This is a genomic window from Streptomyces sp. NPDC059917 (genome assembly GCF_042730635.1).
Lineage (GTDB): Bacteria > Actinomycetota > Actinomycetes > Streptomycetales > Streptomycetaceae > Streptomyces.
Window position 1 is genome coordinate 1 of the sequence record NZ_JBHWLC010000117.1, and the last position, 19,277, is coordinate 19,277.

The window sequence follows — 19,277 nt, forward strand, 5'->3', positions numbered from 1 at the left end:
GGCCCGGCCGCGCCGTTCGCGGCGGCGGCGGCGCAGGCTGTGGCCCGCAGGACGGTCCGGCGGTCCGGGCCGCTGCGGGGGCGGCCGTCGCGGGGCGGGGCGGCGGATGCCATCGGCGGGCTCCCGGCGGTCAGCGGAGCGGCGCGGCGGGCGCCGCGGCGTCGAGGGTGACCCAACGGGCGACGCTGGGCACGCCCTTGGCGTCCAGCAGGAAGAGCATGTAGTGGCCCGGCGGGGCGGCGGCCGCGCCCGGCGGGGCCTGGAGGGTCAGCGCGTCGCCGTCGCGGTGCTTGATCCGCAGCTCCACGTGCCGCTGGCTGGTGTTGACCGCGTGGGTGGCGGTGGTCGGCGCCAGCAGGACGGCCCGGCTGACCTGGTCGGGCGTGCTGGTGGTGACCTCGAAGCGGCTGTTGTAACCGAGCGGTTCGCTCGGCACCTGCTCCAGCACGGGGCGCGCGCCCCGGTGGAGGTAGGCGGGCTCGTAGATCTCGATGGTGCCGTTCATGTCGTCGTGGATGTTGGCGTCGTTGGCGAGCTGCTGGAGTTCGTCCCCGGTGATCATGACCCGGCCGTCGGGCAGGACGAGGGCGTTGGAGTGGTAGCCGCGCGGCAGCCGCTGGACCGGGCCGAGCTTCCAGTCGCCCTGGGCGTCGCGGGTCTCCAACTGCCGGTACTTCAGGTCGGCGTTGGGGTTGTAGGTGCCGTTGCCGTAGTCGCGGATGTCGTACGCCCCGCCGGCCGTCAGGAGCGTGCCGTCGGGCATCACCAGGGTGTTGTCCTGGGTGCGGCCGAAGGCACGGGACTTCTCGATCGTCCACTTCCCCCCGGCCAGCCTGTACGTCCGGGGATCGGTCCGGTCGCCCCCGATCACCAGGGCGCTGTCGGGGCCCTCGTACCCGCCGGGCAGGGGGACGGCGCCGCCGTACAGCCGGGAGCTGCCGTCGGGCCGGGCCGGCAGGTCCCTGCGGGATTCGTCGACGGGGTCGAAGGTCCACTGTTCGTCGTGGACGCGCCCGAGCCCGTAGACGAGCCCGTCGCGCAGCGAGAAGAGCTGCGGGTAGTCGCGGGTGAAGGGCGCGGTCGCTTTGAACAGGCCGACCGGGACGTCGCGCGGGACGTCCTTCTTGGTCCGGGGAACGGGGTGTCCGAGGGCGGGGAAGCGCTCGACCACCGGCGTCGGGGTGCCCCAGCCCAGCTCGGACTGACCGGACATGATCAGCTGTCGGCCGTCGGCGGCGGTCACCACGGAGGGGTACCAACGGCCGGTGGACATGTCCTGGTTGCGGCTCCAGGTCTCGGTCCAGGGGTCGAAGACCAGGGAGAGCTTCGCCCCGCTGCCGCCGTTGCCCCCGAGGTTCCCGCCGAAGACGCCGAGCATGCCGTTGGGCAGGAAGGCGTGGCCGGAGCAGAAGAACGGCGCGGGGCGTGGGGACTGCGTGCCGTCGGGCATGTCCACGATGGGCGGGGTCACCTTGGTGAAGGCCGCGGCTCCGGTGCCCTTCGCGGGGTCCCACAGGAAGGCGCGGCCGGCGTTGGCGGCGCCGATGGTGTCGGTGGGGGCGGGCTCCTTCTGCGGGTTGGTCTCGATCCGCTCGAAGGAGAAGAGGAGCACCTTCCCCGTGGGCAGCAGCGCGATGTGGGCGGCGAAGTCGGGCGAGTCGAAGTACTCCTTGAACGCGCCGTGTTCCGCCGCGTCGAAGGCCTCGTTCTCCTTGGCCTGCGAGGCGGTGAGGGCCTGGAGCCGGGCCCGGCGGGTGCTGTCCGGGTAGCCCCCGATGTCGCGCAGCGCCAGCCGGGTGCGGGCGTGTTCCTCTGCGTGGTCGGGGCCCAGCGCCCGTCGTTCGGCCGGGCTGATCTCGCGCCGCACGCGCTCGGGCACGAGCAGCGGCGAGCGATGGGCGCCGCCCGGCCCGTGCGGACCGTCGTGCGCGACCGCCACGGACGCGCCGGGGGCCAGCAGCAGACCGGCGGGGAGCAGGGTGAGCAGGGCGGACGCGACCAGGGCGCGACGGGGGCGGCCGGGGCCGCGGGCTCCGGAACGGGGCATGGGGGATCCCTTGTGTGGGGGCTTCGCGGGGGAAGGCCCGGGGGGAGGCTCCGGGGTGGAGGCTCGGGGGCTGTGGTCTCAGATGCCGTGGGAGTTCACGAACGCCATCCGGATCAGCGCGTCCTGGAAGGCGTCGGGGTCGACGTGCACGCCCGACGCGTAGGCGTGGTTGAGCTGGAGCACCAGCCACACGCCGTAGCCGCAGATGCCGCCGAGGGCCGCGATGCCGATCATGCCGCGGATGCCCCGCGGCCAGCCGATCAGGACGAGGAAGCCGACGGAGAGGACGGCCGCGCCGATCAGGGTGACCACCATGACCCGGGGCAGGCCGCCCTGGACGTCCGCCACCCGGATCCGGCGCTGGGCGAGCAGCCGGGTCACCGCGTCGCGCGAGTCGTCGAGGGCCTTGGGGGGCGAGTCCGCGGGTGCCTTGGCGACCAGTTCGTAGAGGCCGTAGGCCATGGCCCAGGTCTCGTCGTCGGTGTCGCCCTCCAGCATCCTCGGCCATTCGCGTTCGATGACCATGTGCGCGTACCGCTCGGAGTGGCCGCGTATCTCGGTCCTGACGGGCCCCGGCATCCGGTCGGCCGCGAGGTAGAGGTCTATGAGGGCCCCGGCCTCGGCGTAGTTGCCCTTGCGGGCGACGGCCAGTTCCTGGGCCGAGCTGACCATCAGGAAGGCCAGCGTGAGGATGAAGAAGGAGAAGACCACCCCGGCGGCGGTGCCGATGGCCGGTCCGACGTCCGGCAGGGCCCGGTGGCGGGCCAGGTAGTGGCCCAGCCGGGACACCCCCAGGGCGACGGCCGCGGCGAAGACGACGGCGAGTAAGGCGGCGACAGCCATCGGGGCGGGAACTCCTCGGTGCGGGGCCGACGGCAGCACTCGCTGCCCGTGACCGCCAGCTTCCGCGACGGGTGCGTCGGGCGCACGCCGGGCGCCCCGATGGGGTGACCCTCCGGCGGCGCGAGGCCTCGCACCGGGGGCGCACCGGGTGCGGAACGGGCGTGGACGAGCCGTGGAAGAGCCGCGAGGACGGGTCGCGCACGGGGCGCGGACGCGCTCGGCCGCAGGTCCCGGCGCGACGTCAAGCGGAATCCGGACAGCGGCCGGATCGGCCGGTTGCGCCGGGTGGCGGCAGCGGGGTCCGGGGGCGGTCAGGCGTGCGCGCCCGCGCCCACCGCCGCGTTCCCGTCCCCGCCCAGCGGCCGCGCCCCCTCCTCGCCCGTCTCCACCACCCGGCCGTCGCGCATCTCCACGACCCGGTCCGCGAGGTCCATCAGGGCCGGGTCGTGGGTGGCCACCAGAACCGTCACGCCCTCACTGCGCACCACGGCGCGCAGCAGCTCCATGATCGCGTGGCCGGTCTCGGAGTCGAGCTGGCCGGTGGGCTCGTCCGCGATGATCAGGTCGGGGTCGTTGGCCAACGCGCGGGCGACCGCGACGCGTTGCTGCTGGCCGCCGGAGAGCTCGCCCGGCCGCTGCGCCGCGTGGTCGGCGAGGCCGACGAGCGCGAGCAGGGTGCGTACCCGCTCTTCGCGCTGCGCGGCGGCGACCTTGCGCAGCCGCATCGGCACCCCGACGTTCTCCGCCGCGGTCAGCACCGGTATCAGGCCGAAGGACTGGAAGACGAAACCGATGCGCTCGCGGCGCAGGGCGAGCAGCCCGCCCTCGTCGAGTCCGGTCAGGTCCGTGCCGTCGAGGCGAATGGCTCCGCTGGTCGGGGAGTCCAGACCGCCGACCAGGTTCAGCAGGGTCGTCTTTCCGGAACCGGAACGTCCTTTCAGTGCGGTGAGTTCGCCTCTTCGCAGCTCGAAGGAGACTCCGCGCAGGGCGTGCACGGCCTGTTCGCCGGTGCCGAAGCTGCGGTGCACGTCGTCGACCACCACCATGGGCGTCGCCGATTCGCTCCCGTGCTGCGTGGTCGTGGTCGTGGTCATGGAGCCCCCAATGTGGTTACCGATATCCGCATTTGCTCATCCCTTTCCAGCGGAAACAAGCCCTTCCCATGCCCGTTCGAATCTGACAAGATCCTCCGCTATCCGGTACCTATGGTCCGGTAGTAGGAGGAATATCACGCATGCTCGCCTTCGTCATGCGTCGTCAGCGCGGGCGTGTGTCCCTCGCTGCCGCCGTGTTGTTCACCGTTCTGATCACGACGACCGTCCTCACCGCGCTGTTCGCCTTCACCCGGGGCGTGGGCGAGGCGGGACTGCGCCAGTCCCTCCAGGGACGGGACCACACCCGGTCCACGGTCGTCGTCACCGGCTACCACCCGGTGAGCGACCGGCCCAAGGACGACGAGGCCCTACGGGGCTTCGCCCGCGGCCTGTTCGGCGAGCTGCCGGTCACCGTCGACAGCGTGGCCCGCAGCCACGCCTACGGCCTGCCGGGGAGCACGGCCGTCGCGCCCGGGGCGCCCGCGCCCGAAGCGGACCTGACGCTGCTCGCCGCCTTCGACAGGGCCCGGACCCGGCTGGTCGCCGGGCAGTGGCCGCAGCCCGTCGGCGCGGGCGCCGTCGCCTCCCGCGTGCCGGTGGCCGTGCCCGAGGCCGCGCTGAACCGGCTGGGGCTGACGGCGGCGAAGCTGCCCGCCGAGGTGCGCCTCGACGACCGCTTCCAGGGGCCGCAGCTCACCGTGCTGATCACCGGTGTGTACCGGGCCGCGGACCCCGCCGCCGCGTACTGGCAGCTGGACCCGGTCGGCGGCCGCGGCTTCCAGGTCAGCAGCTTCACCACCTACGGGCCGCTGCTCGTCGACGACTCCGCCTTCACCGCGGGCGGTGTGGCGCAGGACAGCCGCGTCACCCTCCTCAGCCCCGACTTCGCGGGGGTCCACACCCCCGAGGCCGAGGCCATCGGGGAGCGGACCGAGGCCCTGAGCGCGGCGCTCAAGACCTCCTCCGCCCTCAACGCGCGGACCGAACTGCCCAAGGTCATGGCGGAGCTGCGCTCGGCGCGCACCGTCGCCTGGTCCACCCTGTTGATCGGCGAGCTCCAGCTCGTCGTGCTCACCGCGGCCACCTTGCTGATCGTCGGGCACACCCTGATGAAGCACCAGGAGGGCGAGCGGACCCTGCTCCTGGCCCGCGGCGCCTCCCGGCGCAAGCTGGAACTGCTGACCGGGGTCGAGGCGCTGCTGCTGGCACTGCCCGCGGCCCTGCTCGCCCCCGTGCTCGCCCCTCTGCTGCTGCGTTTCCTCGACGGCGCGGGGGCCCGCGAGCACGGGACCTCGGTCACCGCGAACGCCGGTGTGTGGGAGACGAGTTGGCCGCTGTGGCCGGTGGCCGCCGCGTGCGCGCTCGGCTGCGTACTGCTGAGCACGCTGCCCGCCCTGCTGCGGGGCGCCTCGGCCGTCGTACAGCGGGCCGGCGGCAAGCGGCAGGAGCTGGTGGCCGGGGCGGCGCGCTCCGGTGCGGACATCGCGCTGCTGGCGCTGGCCGCCCTCGCCTACCAGCAGTTGGACCGCTACGACGGCGCCGCGCCCGCCACCGACGGCAGCGGTTCCTCCGGCGTCGACCCGGTCCTCGTCGCCGCGCCGACCCTGGCGCTGTGCGCGGGGGCCGTGCTCGTGCTGCGGATCCTGCCGCTCGCCGCACGCCTCGGCGGCCGGTTGGCGGCGCGCGGATCGGGGCTCGGTCCGGCGCTCGTCGGCTGGCAGCTGGCCCGCCGCCCGCAGCGGGCCACCGGCCCGGTGGTGCTGCTCGTGCTCGCCGTGTCCAGCGGTGTGCTGGCCCTCGGTCAGCACACCGCGTGGTCGGACTCCCAGTACGACCAGGCCGACTACCGCACCGCCGGGGGCCTGCGCATCACCAACAGCCAGCTGTCCCCGCTCGGTCAGGCCGGCCGCTACGCGGCGCTGCCCGGCGGCGAGCGGGTGCTGCCGGTGCTCCGCGCGCAGCAGCCGCTGCCGGGCGGGCGGTCGGCGCAGCTGCTCGCGCTGGACGCGGCGGGCGCGGGCGACCGGGTGCCGCTGCGCTCCGACCTGCGCGAGGGCCGGCCGATGGACGAGTTGTTCTCCGGGCTCGCCACGGTCACCGGGCCCGCCGCCACCACCAAGCCCACCACCGGCATCCCGCTGCCCGCGGGGGCCCAGCGGCTCGACTTCGACGTGACCCTGCGCACCACCGGCACGCCGACCGGCGGCCCCAACCTGAAGCTGCTGCTGCGCGACCGGTTCGGGATGACCTACCGGACCCCCGTCTCGACGCTGCCCGAGGGCGGCGGTCGGGTCACCGTCCCGGTGGACCTGGCCGCACTGGCCGACGGCCCGGTCGGCAAGCCGGCGGGGCCGCTGACGCTGCTCTCGGTGGTGCTCTCCTACGGCGTGCAGGACCCCAAGGCGGACGTGTCGCCGCCGCTGGTGGGCGGTGAGCTGACGGTCCACCGGCTCGCGGTCGCCGAGACGGCGGGCGGCCCGGCCGTCCCCGTCCAGCCGCCGGGGGCCGGGGCGAAGGGCTCCGCCGACTGGACCATGTCCGACCCGCCCAAGGGTGCGAGCGCCGCGCTCCTCGCCGAGGCCGCGCCGGGCGCCCCTGCGGGGCCCGCCCTGCTGCGGATGCGCTACGACACCGTGCCCAAGGGGGAGGAGACCGCCCTGGTGCTGACCGCGGGCGCCGCGGTTCCCCCCGCGGAGCTGCCCGGGGTCGCCACCCGCGGCTACCTCGCCGGGATCGGCGCGAAGGTCGGCGACGTGGTGCCGGTGCCCTTCGCGCAGTCCACCGTGCGGGTGCGGATCGTCCGCGCCGTGGGGGCGCTGCCCGTGGCCGGTGACACCGCGCTCGCCCTCGACCTGTCCCTGCTCGGTCGGCTTCCGGCGGCGGACGGCGCCCGTGCGCTGCCCGCGGTCACCGAGTGGTGGCTGCCCGGTGCCACCGCGGACGATCCGGTGCCGGCGCGCGCCGCCGCCGCGTTGCGGACCGGGGCCGGCGCCGGGGGCCAGGACGTGCTGCTGCGCGACGAGGTGGCCGCCGCGCTGCTCGACGACCCGCTGAGCACCGCCCCGCAGCGGGCGCTGGCCGTGCTGGCCGTGGCCTGCGCGGTGCTCGCCGCGATCGGGTTCGCCGCGGCCGCCGCGGCGGGCGCCCGGGAACGCTCCCGCGAGTCCGCGGTGCTGCTGGCCCTCGGTACGCCGCGGCGCCTGCTGGCCCGTACCGCCGCGGCCGAGGGTCTGGTCCTGGCCGGGCTCGGCAGCGCCGCCGGGGTGGGCATCGGCGCCGCCCTCGTCCATCTCGTGGTGCCGCTGATGGTGCGGACACCCGCGGGCAGCCGCCCGTTCCCCGAACTACTGGTCGACCTGCCGACTGGCCGGACACTGCTGCTGACCGTCGCGATCGCCGTCGTCCCCCTGCTGGCAGCCACCCTCGGTGGCCGCCGCAACCGGAACACGGCCGCTCGGCTGCGGCAGGTGGAGGAGTCATGATCCGTAACTCCCGTACGGCGGCCCGCGCCGCCCGACCCGCGTCCTGGGTGCGGACCCGGCTCCGCGCCATGCCGTCGGCGGCCGCCTTGGCCGCGGTCCTCGCCTTCGCCGCCGTGTTCCTGAGCGCGGCGCTGCCCCGCGCCCTGGACCGGGGCGCGGACCAGGCCCTGCGCGGCTTCCTGGGCGGCAAGGGCCCGAGTCAGACCAGCATCATGATCACGGGCAACTCCTCGAACGGGGCGGGGGTCGCGGAGGACCTGGACCGGATCCTGGAGCTGCTGACGGCCCCGACCGGCGGGGACCTCACGGTGGCCGCGAGCGGCCCGGTGCACGGCACGCTGGGCGACAAGCCCCGCACGCTGACCACGCCCGGGCTGGCCGCTCCGGACGACGTGCCTCCGCAGTTGAGCCTGTTGCACCTGCGCGAGGGCGAGGGGCACGTCAAGATGGTGGCGGGCCGCTGGCCCAGCGGCGCCACCGCCGAGGGGCCCGTACCGATCGCCCTGTCCCAGCGGGCGTCGCAGGCCATGAACGCCCCGCTCGGCACGGTGCTCGAGACCGCGGCCGACGGCCCGCAGGCCCCCGAGGCCGACCGGGCCGTGGTCGTCGGCCTCTACACGGCCAACGACGAGGCCGATCCCGTCTGGACCGGCCTGCCCTGCATGACCCGCGCCTGCACCGGCTACACCATCGGCAAGGAACCGCGCTCCTACTGGCACGCCGGCGCCCTCGTCGGCGCCCAGGACCTGGGGCGGGCCGCGGCCTGGGGCAAGGGCGGCACCGACTTCTGGCGGCTGCCGATCGAGACCGGCCGGCTGCGCGCCGACCGGCTGCCCGAGGCCACCCGTCAGATCACCTCGTACGTCTCCGGGTCCACCGCCGCCGAGCTCCTCGGCTCGTCGGGACGGCTCGACCTGACGATCGTCTCCCCGCTGCCCGCCCTGCTGGCCGAGGCCGGGCAGCGGCAGCAGGCCGCCGCCCCGGTGGGGGTGAGCGGTCCCGCGGGGGTCGCCGGTGTCGTCTTCGTGGTCCTGTGCCTGGCCGCGGCGCTCGCCGGGGAGCGGCGGGAGTTCGAGCTGCGGCTGCTGCTGGCCCGCGGCGCCTCGCGCGCCGGGCTGGTGCGCAGGCTGCTCGCGGAGGGTGCGGTGACGGTCCTCCCGGCCGCCCTGGCCGCGATGGCGCTCGCCTTCGCCCTGCTGCCCACGCCACGGCTGCTGCCCTCGCTGTCGGTCGCGCTGGCCGCCACCCTGCTGGCCTGGCTGGCCTTCCCGGTGCGGGCCCTGGTCCTGCTGTCGCCGCCGCGGCCGCGCAACCGCTGGCGGCGCCCGGTGGGCGAGTTGCTGGTGCTCCTGGTGACCGGCGCCGCCGTATCGGAGGTCCGCGGGCGGGGCATCGCCCAGACCGGCGCCGACGTCGACCCGCTGCTGGTCGCCGCGCCCCTGCTGCTCGCCCTGTGCGGCGGGCTGTTGCTCGCCCGGCTGCTCCCGCTCCTGGTCGCGCTGCCGGCCAGGATGGCCGCGCGGGGCCGTGGGGTGATCGGCTTCCTCGGTCTGGCGCGCGCCGCGCGCGGCGACGGGGGCCGCGTCCGCGCTCCCGTGCTGCCGCTGGTGGCGCTGCTGCTGGCCGTCACCACCGGCGGCTTCTGGACCACGGTGTTGAACGCCGCCGAGGCCGCCCGGCTGTCCGCGACCCGGGTGAGCATCGCCGCCGACGCCCAGATCGTCGCGCCGCCCGGCCAGAGCCTGCCGACCGAGCTGGTGCGGGCCGCGGACAAGGTGGACGGCGTACGGTCCTCCGTCAGCCTGTGGGCGAACGACGACGCCTTCGTCGACGCTCCGGCCGCGCATTTCACCACGCAGGTGAGCGTGGTCGTCGTCGAACCCAAGGCCTACGCCGCACTGTCCAAGGGCGCGGGCATCGGGCCCTTCGACCCCGGCCTGCTCACCGGCAAGGGCGCCGGTACGGCCGACTCGCCCCTGCCCGTGCTGTTCAGCACCGGGCTGGCCAAGCTGGCGCCCGGCGGCACGCTGCGGCTGCGGCTGGGGGACGGCCAGCTCCAGGTCACCTCGCGCGGCACGGTCGACGGCACGCCGGTGCGGCCGGGGGCCGTCGGGGCCACGGTCATCGTGCCCGCGGGTCCGGCCACGGCCGCCATCGCGGGGACCCGGCAGCCCAACCACTGGTACGCGCTGGGCGATCCCCCCGAGGACAAGCTCAAGGTGCTGGTGCGCTCGCTCGTACCGGCCGCCCAGGCGAACGAGTTCCGGGTGCGCACCAGCGCCGGGATGGCGGACGAGTTGGCGGCCGACCCGCTCCAGGCGGCCGCGGTCCGGCTGTTCAAGACCTCGGTCATCGGGGCCGCGGGCTTCGCGCTGCTGGCCGTCCTGCTGTCGCTGGTACGGGCGGCACCCGAGCGGGCCGCGCTGCTGGCCCGGATGCGCACGATGGGTCTTCGACCCCGGCAGGGCATGCTGTTGATGCTGACCGAGTCGTTGCCGCAGGCCGTGGCGGCGGCGCTCGGCGGAGCGCTGACCGCGACGGCCGCGGTGCTCCTGCTCGGCCCGGCGGTGGACCTGTCCACCCTGGTCGGCGCCCCCGTGGCGGACGGCCTGCGGTTCAGCGCACGGCCCGTACTGGTCCAGGCGCTGGGCCTGGCCGCCCTGGTGGCGGTGGCCGTGCTGGCCGAGGCCGCGGTGTCGGGACGACGCCAGATCACTACCGAGTTGAGAGCGGGAGACCAGCGATGAGCGGCGAGCGGACAGACGGGGCGGTCGCCCCGGCGGCGGGCGACCGGGGAGCGGACGCCCGGGCCGACGCGGACGGCGGCGGGCCCAGCTACGAGGAGCTGCGCCGGCGCGCGCTCGCCGCGACCGCTCCCCCGCCGCCCGAGGCGGGCACGGCCATCGTGTGCGACCGGCTGGTCCGGGTGTTCAGTGGCGACGGGATCGAGGTACAGGCGCTCCAGGGGCTGGAGTTGACGGTGGCCCAGGGCGACCTGGTGGCCCTGGTCGGCGCCTCCGGCAGCGGCAAGTCGACGCTGCTGAACATCCTGGCGGGCCAGGACCGGCCCACGGCGGGCACGGCCCGGGTGGCCGGGTACGACCTGCTGGAGATGGGCTCGCGGGACCGGCTGCGCTACCGGCGCGAGGCGGTCGGCTTCGTCTGGCAGCAGACGGCGCGCAACCTGCTGCCGTTCCTGACGACCACGCAGAACATCGCCCTGCCCCTGCAGTTGACCAGTGGCGGACGCGGTGCGGCGAAGCGGCACGCGGCCCGGACCGCGGAGCTGATCGAGGCCCTGGACCTCGGCCCGCTCGCGGGCCGCCGCCCGTCGGAGCTCTCCGGCGGGCAGCAGCAGCGGGTGGCCGTCGCGGTGGCGATGGCGGGGGCCCCCAAGGTCCTCCTCGCCGACGAGCCGACCGGCGAGCTGGACTCGGAAACGGGCGCCGCCGTCTTCGATGCCTTCCGCACGGTCAACCGGGAGCTCGGGGCCACCGTGGTCATCGTCACCCACGACCCGATGGTCGCGGGCGAGGTGCGGCGCACGGTCGCCATCCGCGACGGCCGCACCAGCAGCGAGGTGCTGCGGCGCACCGTCACCGACGAGCACGGCGCGGAGTCGGTCAGCGAGCGCGAGTACGTGATGCTGGACCGCAGCGGCCGGGTACAGCTCCCGCGCACCTTCCTGGAGGCGCTCGGGATGGAGGACCGCGTGGCGGTCGACCTGGGCCCGGACCACATCGCGGTCCGCCCGGACTCCGCGCGCTAGCGGACCCGGTCCGCCCCGGGGCGCGTGCCCCGGGGCCGCCCGTTCAGCGGGCACCGGGTCGGCCGCGGGCGGCCGACCCCTCCTCGGCCAGGAGGAGGGCGATCTCCTCCTGGGCCGCCCGGGCCTCCGCGGCCCGGTCCATGCGCTCCATCTGGAGCCGGTACACCGCCAGGCAGTGGGCGAGGAGCTCCGCCCGCGCGGGCTCCCGTGCGTACGCCTCCCGCGCCGCGGCGACGGATTCGGCCAGCAGGGCCGCCACGATGGCGGGCTCGGAGGCGAACTCCCGGGCCGCGTACTTGCCCAGGGCGACCGCCAGCAGCGGCAGGTAGGCCAGGGGGCTCACCCGCGCCAACACCCGGTAGGCGGCGACCCGCTCGCCGAGTTGCGGCTTGCCCGAGGTCAGGAGGGCCACTCGGGCTCGAAGGACTGCGTCGTGACTGATGTGCGCCGAGTAGGTCATGACGGAGATTCTCAAAGCCGCACAGGCCCCCGAACAAGGGCGATCCGCTGTGCCCTTGGTCCTACGAAAACACGCTCTGACCTGTCATGATGGATACGTATTCACCCTTGGGCCCGGCGGCTGACACACCATCACCTCCGCCATCCGGGCCGTGCGCACCCCTCACGCGCGGCTCTTCGCCCCGTCGCGCAGGCCGAGTGCGATGAGCGCCCCGACCACGAGCAGGATCGCCGCGTCGAGCGCCAGCACCGTGCGCACCCCGTCGAAGAGCGAGCCGCCCGTCGTCGCCAGCACGCCGAGCAGCGGGATGCCGATGGTGAGGCCGACCTGCTGGGTGGTGGTGACCAGACCGGTGGCCAGACCCTGCTCCTCGTCCGGCACGCCGCTGGTCACGGTGACCCCGTACGAGATGATCGCGCCGAGGTGGCACATGCTGGCCAGTGAGACCGCGACGGTCGCCAGCAGCGCGCCCGCCCCCGCGCCCACGGCCAGCAGGGCGGCGGTGAACACGCCCTGGCCGAGCAGCGAGAGCGCCAGCGTGCGGCGCGCGCCGATCCGGCCGATCACCCGGGAAGCGTAGGTACCGGCGACGGCCGACATGACGCCCTGGACCCCGAAGACCAGGCCCGTCCGGAAGGACGACAGCCCCAGGGTCTCCTGGAGGTAGAGGGTCAGCACGAAGACGACCGTCGACATCATCGAGAAGGTCACCAGGCCGCCGATGTTGCCCCAGGCCACCGTGCGCCGCCGCAGCATCGGCAGCGAGACCAAGGGGGCCGGGGACCGCGTCTCGACCACGACGAACGCGGTGAGCAGTGCGACGCCGGCCACCAGCGTGCCCCAGACGTCGACGCCGCCGAAGCCCTCCTGGGCCGCCGTGGACAGGGAGTAGATCAGCGCGAGCAGACCGCCGGTGACGGTGACGGCGCCCGGCACGTCCAGCCGCGGGCGCTCGGGGGTCCTCGACTCGGGCAGCAGCCGCGGGGCCAGAGCGAGCACGATCAGCGCGGTGGCCGCGAGGAGCCCCATCGTGGAGCGCCAGCCCAGCGCGTCTGTCATCACGCCGCCGAGCACCATGCCGACGGTGAAGCCGAGGGAGAGCAGGGTGCCGGAGATCCCCAACGCCTTGGCGCGCAGCGGTCCTTCGGGGAAGGTGGTGGTCAGCAGGGACATGCCGGTCGGCACGATGAGCGCCGCGCCGAGACCCTGGAGGGCGCGCCCGGCCAGGAAGGACGCCGGGTCCCAGGCGAGGGTGGCCAGCAGCGAGGCGAGGCCGAAGAGGACGAGGCCCGTCAGGAAGAGCTTCTTGCGCCCGTACAGGTCGGCGATCCGGCCGAAGAGCAGCAGGAAGCCGCCGGAGGGCAACGCGAAGGCGGTGACCGCCCACTGGAGCTGGGAGTGACCCAGGCCCAGGTCCTTGCCGAGCACCGGCAGGGCCACGTTCAGCACGGAGAAGTCCAGGGCCACCATGAACTGGGCGGCGCACAGGACGAAGAGGACCAGTGCGGCCCGGCCGGTGAGCCGGTCGCCGCCGGTCTCCGCGGCCGCCGCGACGGGGGCGGTCGTACGGGAAGCGGTCGCGCCGGAAGCGGTCGTGCGGGGCGCGGTCTCATCGGGCGCCGTCGCGTCGGGGGCCCGCCCGGGCCCGCTGCGGGAGGTGTGTGTGTCGGTCGTCATGGCCCCACCCTCGCCGCACGGGAATGCGCGTGGAGAGAGGGAACTTATGCTGGTGGTGGCACCACCAGGCAGCCAACAGGGGGAATTCGTGGCCACACCGATCGACCAGCACCGGCGCTCCGAGCTGCGCGAGTTCCTGATGAACAGGCGGGCGCGGATCACCCCGACGGAGGCCGGACTGCCGGACGGCGGGGCCCGCCGCCGCACCCCGGGCCTGCGCCGGGAAGAGGTCGCCGTGCTCGCCGGGGTCGGGGTCTCCTGGTACCAGTGGCTGGAGCAGGGGCGCGACATCACGGTGTCCGCGCAGGTGCTCGACGCGGTGGGCCGGGTCCTCAAGCTGAACAGCGCCGAGCAGCGCCACCTCTACGTCCTGGCGGGGCTCAACCCGCCGGCCCCCCAAGTGGCGCCGTCCGCCAAGAACATGTGCGACGGGCTCCAGCGACTGATCGACGCGTGGATGCCGTTCCCCGCGCACATCATGGACGTGTACTGGAACACGGTGATGTACAACGACGCGGCCTCCATCGTGCTCGGCATGCGGCCCGAGATCGTGCAGAACTGCCTGATCGCCTTCTTCACCGACCCCCTCTACCAGGCGCGCAACAAGGACTGGGAGGAGATCGCGGCCCACGTGGTGGCCCAGTTCCGGTCGGCCTGCTCGGAATCGCCCGACGACGACGGCTTCCGTGCGGTCGTCGAGGAGGCCAAGGAGGCCAGCCGACTCTTCGCGGACCTGTGGGAGCGGCGCGACATCGAGCCGGGCGGCCAGATGCAGAAGGAGTTCCAACACCCCTTGGTGGGAACGCTGTTCGTCGAATCGACTTCCCTGCGCGTACCGGCCCGGCCCGACCTCGCGATCGTGCTGCACACTCCCCTGCCCGGCACCGACACGGAGGAGAAGCTGGAGTGGCTGGCGTCCCCGGAGGGCCGCCGCGGCGCCATGTACCCGATCGCCGGCTGAACGTCGGGCGGGCCCTGCTCCCATCCCCGGCAGGGGAGCAGGGGGCCCGGCGCCGCGCCGACCGACCCGCCGAGGGTCCCACCACCGGCCAACGTCGCCCTAACAGGACGCTAACGGAGCATCACCGGACGATCACCGAGCGCTCCGCCGGGGCGTCGGATGGCCAGCGGCGCCGAGGCTAATGGCCGGGAACCCACTCATGTCCCGAAATGGGCCGACGTAGGCTCGCCGAGGGGGCCGTGCCGCCGTGAACGGAGTGGGGATCACATGGAGTTCCGCGTACTGGGTCCCGTGGCCGTGGTGACGGGGCGCGGGGAGCCGCTGCCCCTCGGCCCGGCCAAGCGCCGCAGCCTGCTGGCCATGCTGGTGCAGTGCCCCAACGCGGCCGTCGCCGTGGACCGGCTGACCGAGGCCATGTGGTTGGAGGAGCCGCCCCGGCACTCCCGGACCGTGGTGCAGGGGCACGTGTCCCAGCTCCGGGCGCTCCTTGCCGCGCACGACGCCGGGGCCCACGGCGTCGAACTGCGCACGCACGGGGCGGCGTACCTCCTGCGGGTGCCCGAAACCCTGGTCGACGCCCACCGCTTCGAGGAGCTGCTGCGCCTCGCCCGGGCCCAGCGGGCGCCGCGGGACGCCGTCCCGGTGTTCCAGGAGGCGCTCGCGCTGTGGACGGGACCCGCGCTCGCCGGAACGGTGCACAGCCCGCTGCTGGAGCACGCCGCGCACGCGCTGGAGGAGCTGCGGCTGACCGCGGTGGAGGAGCTGGCCGACGCGCACGCGGTCCTCGGCGAGCACGCCACGGCGGCGGCCGTACTGCGCGCCGAGGCCGTCGCGCACCCGATGCGGGAACCGCTGATCGCCGCGCTGATACGGGCCCTGGGCGGGGCCGGACGGCAGGCGGACGCCCTGCACTGGTTCCACCGCACCCGCAGGCTGCTCGCCGATCAGCTCGGCGTCGACCCCGGGTCGGCGCTGAACGACGCGTACACCGCCCTGCTGCGGACCGCGCCCCCCTCGGCCGCCTCGGCGGCCGAGGGCGCGGGCCGGGGTGCGACTCCCCCGCGGACCGCTGCCGCGAAGGCGTCGACACCGGCTCCGGCACCCGCCCCGGCGCCGACCCCGACGCCCGTGTCCCTCACGGCGGGGGCCGCCCCGCGCCCCCAACTGCTGCCGCGCCGCCCGCGGGCCTTCACCGGGCGCGAGGACGAACTGGACGCCCTCGACCGGGCGGCGACCGCCGCCCCCGGCGCCGTCGCCCTCATCACCGGCAGCGCCGGTGTCGGCAAGACCGCGCTGGCCGTGCACTGGGCACACGAGCGCGGCGCGGACTTCCCCGACGGGCGGCTCTTCGTCGATCTCCACGGCTACAGCACCGTCCCCACCCGTGGCGCCACCGCCGTGCTCCGCGAACTGCTGCTCGCCCTCGGCCTGCCCGCCGAGCAGATGCCCGGCTCGCCCGACGCGCTCGGCGCCCGCTACCGCGAACTGACCTCCACACGCCGGATGTTGATCGTCCTGGACAACGCCCACGATTCCGGACAGGTACGTCCGCTGCTGCCCGGCGGGGACCGCTGCGTCACCGTCGTCACCAGCCGGGACCGGCTCGGCGGCCTCGTGGCATCGGACGCCGCGTGTCCGGTGCCGCTCGCGCAGCTGCCCGCCGTCCAGTCCACCGCGCTCCTGGCGGCCGTCCTGGGCCCGGACACGGTCGCGAACGAGCCGGAGGCCGCCGCCCAGCTCGCGGCGCTGTGCGACGGCCTGCCGCTCGCCCTGCGGGTCGCCGCCGCGCGGCTCGCCACCCACCCGCACCACGGGCTGGCCGCCTTCGTGCGCGAACTCTCCGACGAGCACCGCAGACTGGACCTGCTGAACGTCGACGACACCGGCGTCGGCGCGGCGCTCGGCCTCACCGTGCGGCAGCTGCCGGAACCGGCGCGACGGATGTTCCACCGGCTCGGGCCGCACACCGGCGCCACCCTCGACATCTGTACGGCCGCGGCGCTCGCCGACTGCCCGGCCGGTCAAGCCGCCCTGGCACTGACCCAGTTGGCCGCCGCCCAACTGGTCGTCGAGGCGGGTCCGCAGGCGTACGTACTGCACGACCTGGTCCGCCTCTACGCCCGCAGCCTGGACCCCGGGCACGACCCCGACGGGCTGCCCCGGCTGCTCGACCACTGGCTGCGCACGCTCCTCGCGGCGAGCGCCGCCGCGGAGCCGGGCAGCGAACCCTGCTGCGCGCTGCCGGTCGCGGCCCGGGGGCCCGCCGCCGAGATCCGGACCTTCGCGGACCGGACGAGCGCCCTCGCCTGGTACTCCGCCGAGCGGGACACCCTGCGCGGGGCGTTCGACGCCGCCGTCGCGGCGGGTCTGGACGACCGCGCCTGGCGCCTGGTGCTCCTGCAGTGGCCCCTCATCCTGTGGCAGGTCCGCGACGGCTGGGTGCCGCTCCTCGAACAGGGCCTGGCCTGCGCCGAGCGGGCCGGCGACCACGGCGCGCAGTCCCGGGCCCGGGCCCTGCTCGGCTGGGTGCTGGCCGAGGAGGGCCGCTCCGAGGAGGCACTCGGCCACCTGGAACGCGCCCCCGACCTCTCCGCCCTGGCGGGCGACCGGGCCGGGGAGGCCGTGGCCCGGATCAACCTGGCCATCGCGCTCACCCGGCGCGGCACCCCGGAGCGGGCGCGGGAACTGCTGGTGCGCGCCCTGGCCCTGGCCGAGGAGGCCGGACGCACCGAGACCGTCACCCTCGCCCACCAGCACCTCACCCAGTACCTCCTCGCCGTCGGCGCCCACGACGAGGCCGCCTGCCACGCCGTGCGCGGGCTGGCCCTCGCCGCGCCCCCGCTCGCCGCGCCCCGGCGCGTGGTGCTGCGCACCCTGTACGGCGAGGCCCTCGCCGCGGCGGGCCGCACCCCCGAAGCGGTGCGCCAACTGGACGACGCGATCAGCGAGGCCCGGGCGAGCTCCTACGAAGAGGGCGAGATCGCGGCGCGCGCCGTGCTGGCCGGGCTGGCGGGGGCCTAGAGCGGCGGAGACGGCCAGACGTAGCGGACGTCCGGCTCGCGCTCCTCGTTGCCCAGGCCGTCGGTGCGTTCCACCGCGGCGAAGCCGTGGCGCTCGTAGAAGCGCCGGGCCGGTCCGTTGATCTGGAACGTCCACAGGGACAGCCCGGACGGCCTTCGCCGCTGGGCCAGGCGGACGAACCGGTCGCCCAACCCGCGGCCGCGCCAGGGCGGATCGAGGTAGAGCTGGGCCAGTTCCTCGCCGTCGAGCACCAGGACCCCGACCACGCTGCCCGCGGCGACCGCCACCCAGGTCTCCTGGCGCGGCACGACGACGGTGGCGAACCAGTCCCGCACCTCGTCGTCGTCGTGCGCACGGCGCACGGTGGGCAGCGCGGCGGAGAAGGACCGCAGCCACACGTCGGCCGCATCGACCGCATCGCGGGCGTGCGCGCGCCGAAGGGTGGTCCGGTCACTGTTCACGGGACGCGACTCTCGCAGACGGGCGGGCCCGCCGCATCCGAATTCGCCGGGGTGTCGGTGGCGGAGCCTATCCTCGGGCACATGACCCTTGTGCGCATGGACAACGTCGGCATCGTCGTCGAGGACCTCGACGCCGCCGTCACCTTCTTCACCGAGCTCGGCATGGAGCTGGAGGGCAGGACGCCGATCGAAGGGGACTGGGCGGGGAGGATCGTCGCGCTCGACGGCATGCGGACGGAGATCGCGATGATGCGGATCCCGGGCGCCCCGGGTCGGCTCGAACTGGTGCGGTACGACAGCCCGGAGGCGATCGCCCCCGAGCGGGAGGTCGTCCCGGTGAACACGCTGGGCCTGCACCGCGTCATGTTCGCCGTCGACGACATCGAGGACACCCTCGCCCGGCTCCGGCCGCTCGGCGCCCAACTCGTCGGCGAGGTGACGCGGTTCGAGGACAGCTACCTGCTCTGCTACCTCCGCGGGCCGAGCGGGATCGTGCTCGCGCTGGCCGAGCAACTGAACTGAGGAGCGGGGCGGGCTCCGGGTGCGGGAGCGCGTCAGCGTCCCTCGCGCGCCTCCCGGACCGCCTCCCGGACCAGCTCCTCCGGATCGTCGGCGAGGGAGTCCAACAGCTCGGTGACCCCGGGCGTGGACCAGCGGGACACGGCCCACACCAGGTATTCGCGCACCGTGGGATCGGGGTGCGCGGCCAGTCGGCCGACCTGCGCGAGCGGGCCCCGTCGGCGCATCCCGAGCCAATCCAGGGCGTCCCGCAGCGCGGCCGGGTCCCCCGGGTCACCGGCCGCCTCGATCCGGGCGAGCAGGACCGGGGTGGGCGGCGGCTGTTCGTTGGACGAGGCCGGCAGGCGCTCGCGCAGGCGCCGCGAGCCGTACCGGCCCCGGCTCTGGCACCCGGGGCAGGTGCAGGGGCGCACCCCGTGCGCGTCCGGCACGTACCGCCAGCCCGCCACCTGCGGCGCCGTGCGCACCCGGTGCACCGCGCCCGACCGGATCGCCCCGGGGACGAAGACCTCCCACCCGCGCGGGTCCTCCAGCGCCGCGATCCGCCGCACCGCCTCCGCCGCGGTGACCGCGGCCTGCGTCCCGCCCGCCCGGTCCCGGTAGTGACCGACCAGCACGTCCTGGGCGTCGTCCAACCGCACGTGGACGGCCACGAGCCCGCCCCGGGTGCCGAATCGGGCCAGCTCGCGCAGCCACTGGTGGGTGAGGGTGTACGACGCCAGCACCGGGAAGCAGAAGACGCCCCGCCGACCGCCCTGTCCGTAGCTCACCGCCCGGATCCCGGAGCGCCGGATGCGGGGCGCGTTCGCCGCCGAGGTCAGGTGTACGAACATCGCCATGACCCGGAATTCTAGGGCGTGTTTCGAAAGTAGCGCCGGGCGCCCGAAGGGCGCGGCTCGCGGCGTCTGGTGCCGTGCATCGCAAGGCGGAGGATCGCCCGCCT

At 75.1% G+C, this 19,277-nt stretch carries 13 protein-coding genes; 6 read left to right on the top strand and 7 right to left on the bottom strand.

Annotated features, from left to right (window positions below; all coding sequences use genetic code 11):
- Positions 1–130 precede the first annotated feature (130 nt).
- The 3 genes from ACFWAR_RS36745 to ACFWAR_RS36755 form a co-directional block, all read right to left on the bottom strand.
- Positions 131–2,047 carry a galactose oxidase-like domain-containing protein gene (locus ACFWAR_RS36745; RefSeq protein WP_385787239.1) on the bottom strand — a complete coding sequence of 639 codons (1,917 nt, stop codon included), beginning with the start codon at positions 2,045–2,047 and terminating at the stop codon, positions 131–133.
- A 78-nt stretch (positions 2,048–2,125) separates the two neighbouring features.
- Complete coding sequence (locus ACFWAR_RS36750) at positions 2,126–2,890, bottom strand: hypothetical protein (RefSeq protein WP_385787242.1); 765 nt, start codon at positions 2,888–2,890, stop codon at positions 2,126–2,128.
- 311 nt (positions 2,891–3,201) lie between these two features.
- Entirely contained in the window at positions 3,202–3,984 is a 783-nt protein-coding gene (locus ACFWAR_RS36755) for an ABC transporter ATP-binding protein (RefSeq protein ID WP_385787245.1), read from the bottom strand.
- 140 nt (positions 3,985–4,124) lie between these two features.
- Here ACFWAR_RS36755 and ACFWAR_RS36760 point away from each other — a divergent pair, with 140 nt between their 5' ends.
- From ACFWAR_RS36760 to ACFWAR_RS36770, 3 genes are read left to right on the top strand one after another with little or no spacing between them, the layout of a single operon-like run.
- Positions 4,125–7,466, top strand: a complete 3,342-nt coding sequence (locus ACFWAR_RS36760; RefSeq protein ID WP_385787248.1) for an FtsX-like permease family protein — start codon at positions 4,125–4,127, stop codon at positions 7,464–7,466.
- On the top strand, positions 7,463–10,213 hold the full coding sequence (locus ACFWAR_RS36765; RefSeq protein ID WP_385787251.1) for a hypothetical protein: 2,751 nt from the start codon (positions 7,463–7,465) through the stop codon (positions 10,211–10,213). Before ACFWAR_RS36760 ends, ACFWAR_RS36765 begins: the two co-directional genes overlap by 4 nt.
- Positions 10,210–11,235 (top strand): ATP-binding cassette domain-containing protein, encoded by a 1,026-nt coding sequence (locus ACFWAR_RS36770; RefSeq protein ID WP_385787254.1) that lies wholly within the window; start codon positions 10,210–10,212, stop codon positions 11,233–11,235. Before ACFWAR_RS36765 ends, ACFWAR_RS36770 begins: the two co-directional genes overlap by 4 nt.
- A 43-nt stretch (positions 11,236–11,278) precedes the next feature.
- Here the strand turns inward: ACFWAR_RS36770 and ACFWAR_RS36775 are convergent, their stop codons facing one another.
- On the bottom strand, positions 11,279–11,695 hold the full coding sequence (locus ACFWAR_RS36775; protein ID WP_385787257.1) for a hypothetical protein: 417 nt from the start codon (positions 11,693–11,695) through the stop codon (positions 11,279–11,281).
- Positions 11,696–11,857: 162 nt separating this feature from the next.
- The gene (locus ACFWAR_RS36780; RefSeq protein WP_385787270.1) at positions 11,858–13,165 is read right to left on the bottom strand and encodes an MFS transporter; all 1,308 of its coding nucleotides are present in this window, start codon (positions 13,163–13,165) and stop codon (positions 11,858–11,860) included.
- Positions 13,166–13,511: 346 nt separating this feature from the next.
- Between ACFWAR_RS36780 and ACFWAR_RS36785 the strand changes: the two genes are divergently transcribed.
- Both ACFWAR_RS36785 and ACFWAR_RS36790 read left to right on the top strand, forming a co-directional pair.
- Complete coding sequence (locus tag ACFWAR_RS36785; RefSeq protein ID WP_385787273.1) at positions 13,512–14,333, top strand: helix-turn-helix transcriptional regulator; 822 nt, start codon at positions 13,512–13,514, stop codon at positions 14,331–14,333.
- Positions 14,334–14,600: 267 nt separating this feature from the next.
- Positions 14,601–17,354 carry a BTAD domain-containing putative transcriptional regulator gene (locus tag ACFWAR_RS36790; RefSeq protein WP_385787259.1) on the top strand — a complete coding sequence of 918 codons (2,754 nt, stop codon included), beginning with the start codon at positions 14,601–14,603 and terminating at the stop codon, positions 17,352–17,354.
- Here the strand turns inward: ACFWAR_RS36790 and ACFWAR_RS36795 are convergent.
- A complete protein-coding gene (locus ACFWAR_RS36795) occupies positions 17,351–17,815 on the bottom strand; it encodes a GNAT family N-acetyltransferase (protein WP_385787262.1) in 465 nt (154 codons plus the stop codon). The two genes, ACFWAR_RS36790 and ACFWAR_RS36795, sit on opposite strands and share 4 nt — an antisense overlap.
- 81 nt (positions 17,816–17,896) lie before the next feature.
- Between ACFWAR_RS36795 and ACFWAR_RS36800 the strand changes: the two genes are divergently transcribed.
- On the top strand, positions 17,897–18,337 hold the full coding sequence (locus ACFWAR_RS36800) for a VOC family protein (protein ID WP_385787264.1): 441 nt from the start codon (positions 17,897–17,899) through the stop codon (positions 18,335–18,337).
- Between the two features lie 32 nt (positions 18,338–18,369).
- On the opposite strand, the gene ACFWAR_RS36805 is transcribed toward ACFWAR_RS36800, so the two are convergent.
- Positions 18,370–19,173, bottom strand: a complete 804-nt coding sequence (locus tag ACFWAR_RS36805; protein ID WP_385787267.1) for a HEAT repeat domain-containing protein — start codon at positions 19,171–19,173, stop codon at positions 18,370–18,372.
- Positions 19,174–19,277 lie beyond the last annotated feature (104 nt).

Bases quoted from the DNA above. Each gene is read 5' to 3' on its own strand.
- ACFWAR_RS36770 (WP_385787254.1), top strand. From the start codon at position 10,210: ATGAGCGGCGAGCGGACAGACGGGGCGGTCGCCCCGGCGGCGGGCGAC.
- ACFWAR_RS36765 (WP_385787251.1), top strand. From the start codon at position 7,463: ATGATCCGTAACTCCCGTACGGCGGCCCGCGCCGCCCGACCCGCGTCC.
- ACFWAR_RS36755 (WP_385787245.1), bottom strand. From the start codon at position 3,984: ATGACCACGACCACGACCACGCAGCACGGGAGCGAATCGGCGACGCCC.
- ACFWAR_RS36805 (WP_385787267.1), bottom strand. From the start codon at position 19,173: ATGGCGATGTTCGTACACCTGACCTCGGCGGCGAACGCGCCCCGCATC.
- ACFWAR_RS36780 (WP_385787270.1), bottom strand. From the start codon at position 13,165: ATGGTGGCCCTGGACTTCTCCGTGCTGAACGTGGCCCTGCCGGTGCTC.
- ACFWAR_RS36760 (WP_385787248.1), top strand. From the start codon at position 4,125: ATGCTCGCCTTCGTCATGCGTCGTCAGCGCGGGCGTGTGTCCCTCGCT.
- ACFWAR_RS36790 (WP_385787259.1), top strand. From the start codon at position 14,601: ATGGAGTTCCGCGTACTGGGTCCCGTGGCCGTGGTGACGGGGCGCGGG.
- ACFWAR_RS36745 (WP_385787239.1), bottom strand. From the start codon at position 2,047: ATGCCCCGTTCCGGAGCCCGCGGCCCCGGCCGCCCCCGTCGCGCCCTG.
- ACFWAR_RS36785 (WP_385787273.1), top strand. From the start codon at position 13,512: ATGAACAGGCGGGCGCGGATCACCCCGACGGAGGCCGGACTGCCGGAC.
- ACFWAR_RS36775 (WP_385787257.1), bottom strand. From the start codon at position 11,695: ATGACCTACTCGGCGCACATCAGTCACGACGCAGTCCTTCGAGCCCGA.
- ACFWAR_RS36800 (WP_385787264.1), top strand. From the start codon at position 17,897: ATGACCCTTGTGCGCATGGACAACGTCGGCATCGTCGTCGAGGACCTC.
- ACFWAR_RS36750 (WP_385787242.1), bottom strand. From the start codon at position 2,890: ATGGCTGTCGCCGCCTTACTCGCCGTCGTCTTCGCCGCGGCCGTCGCC.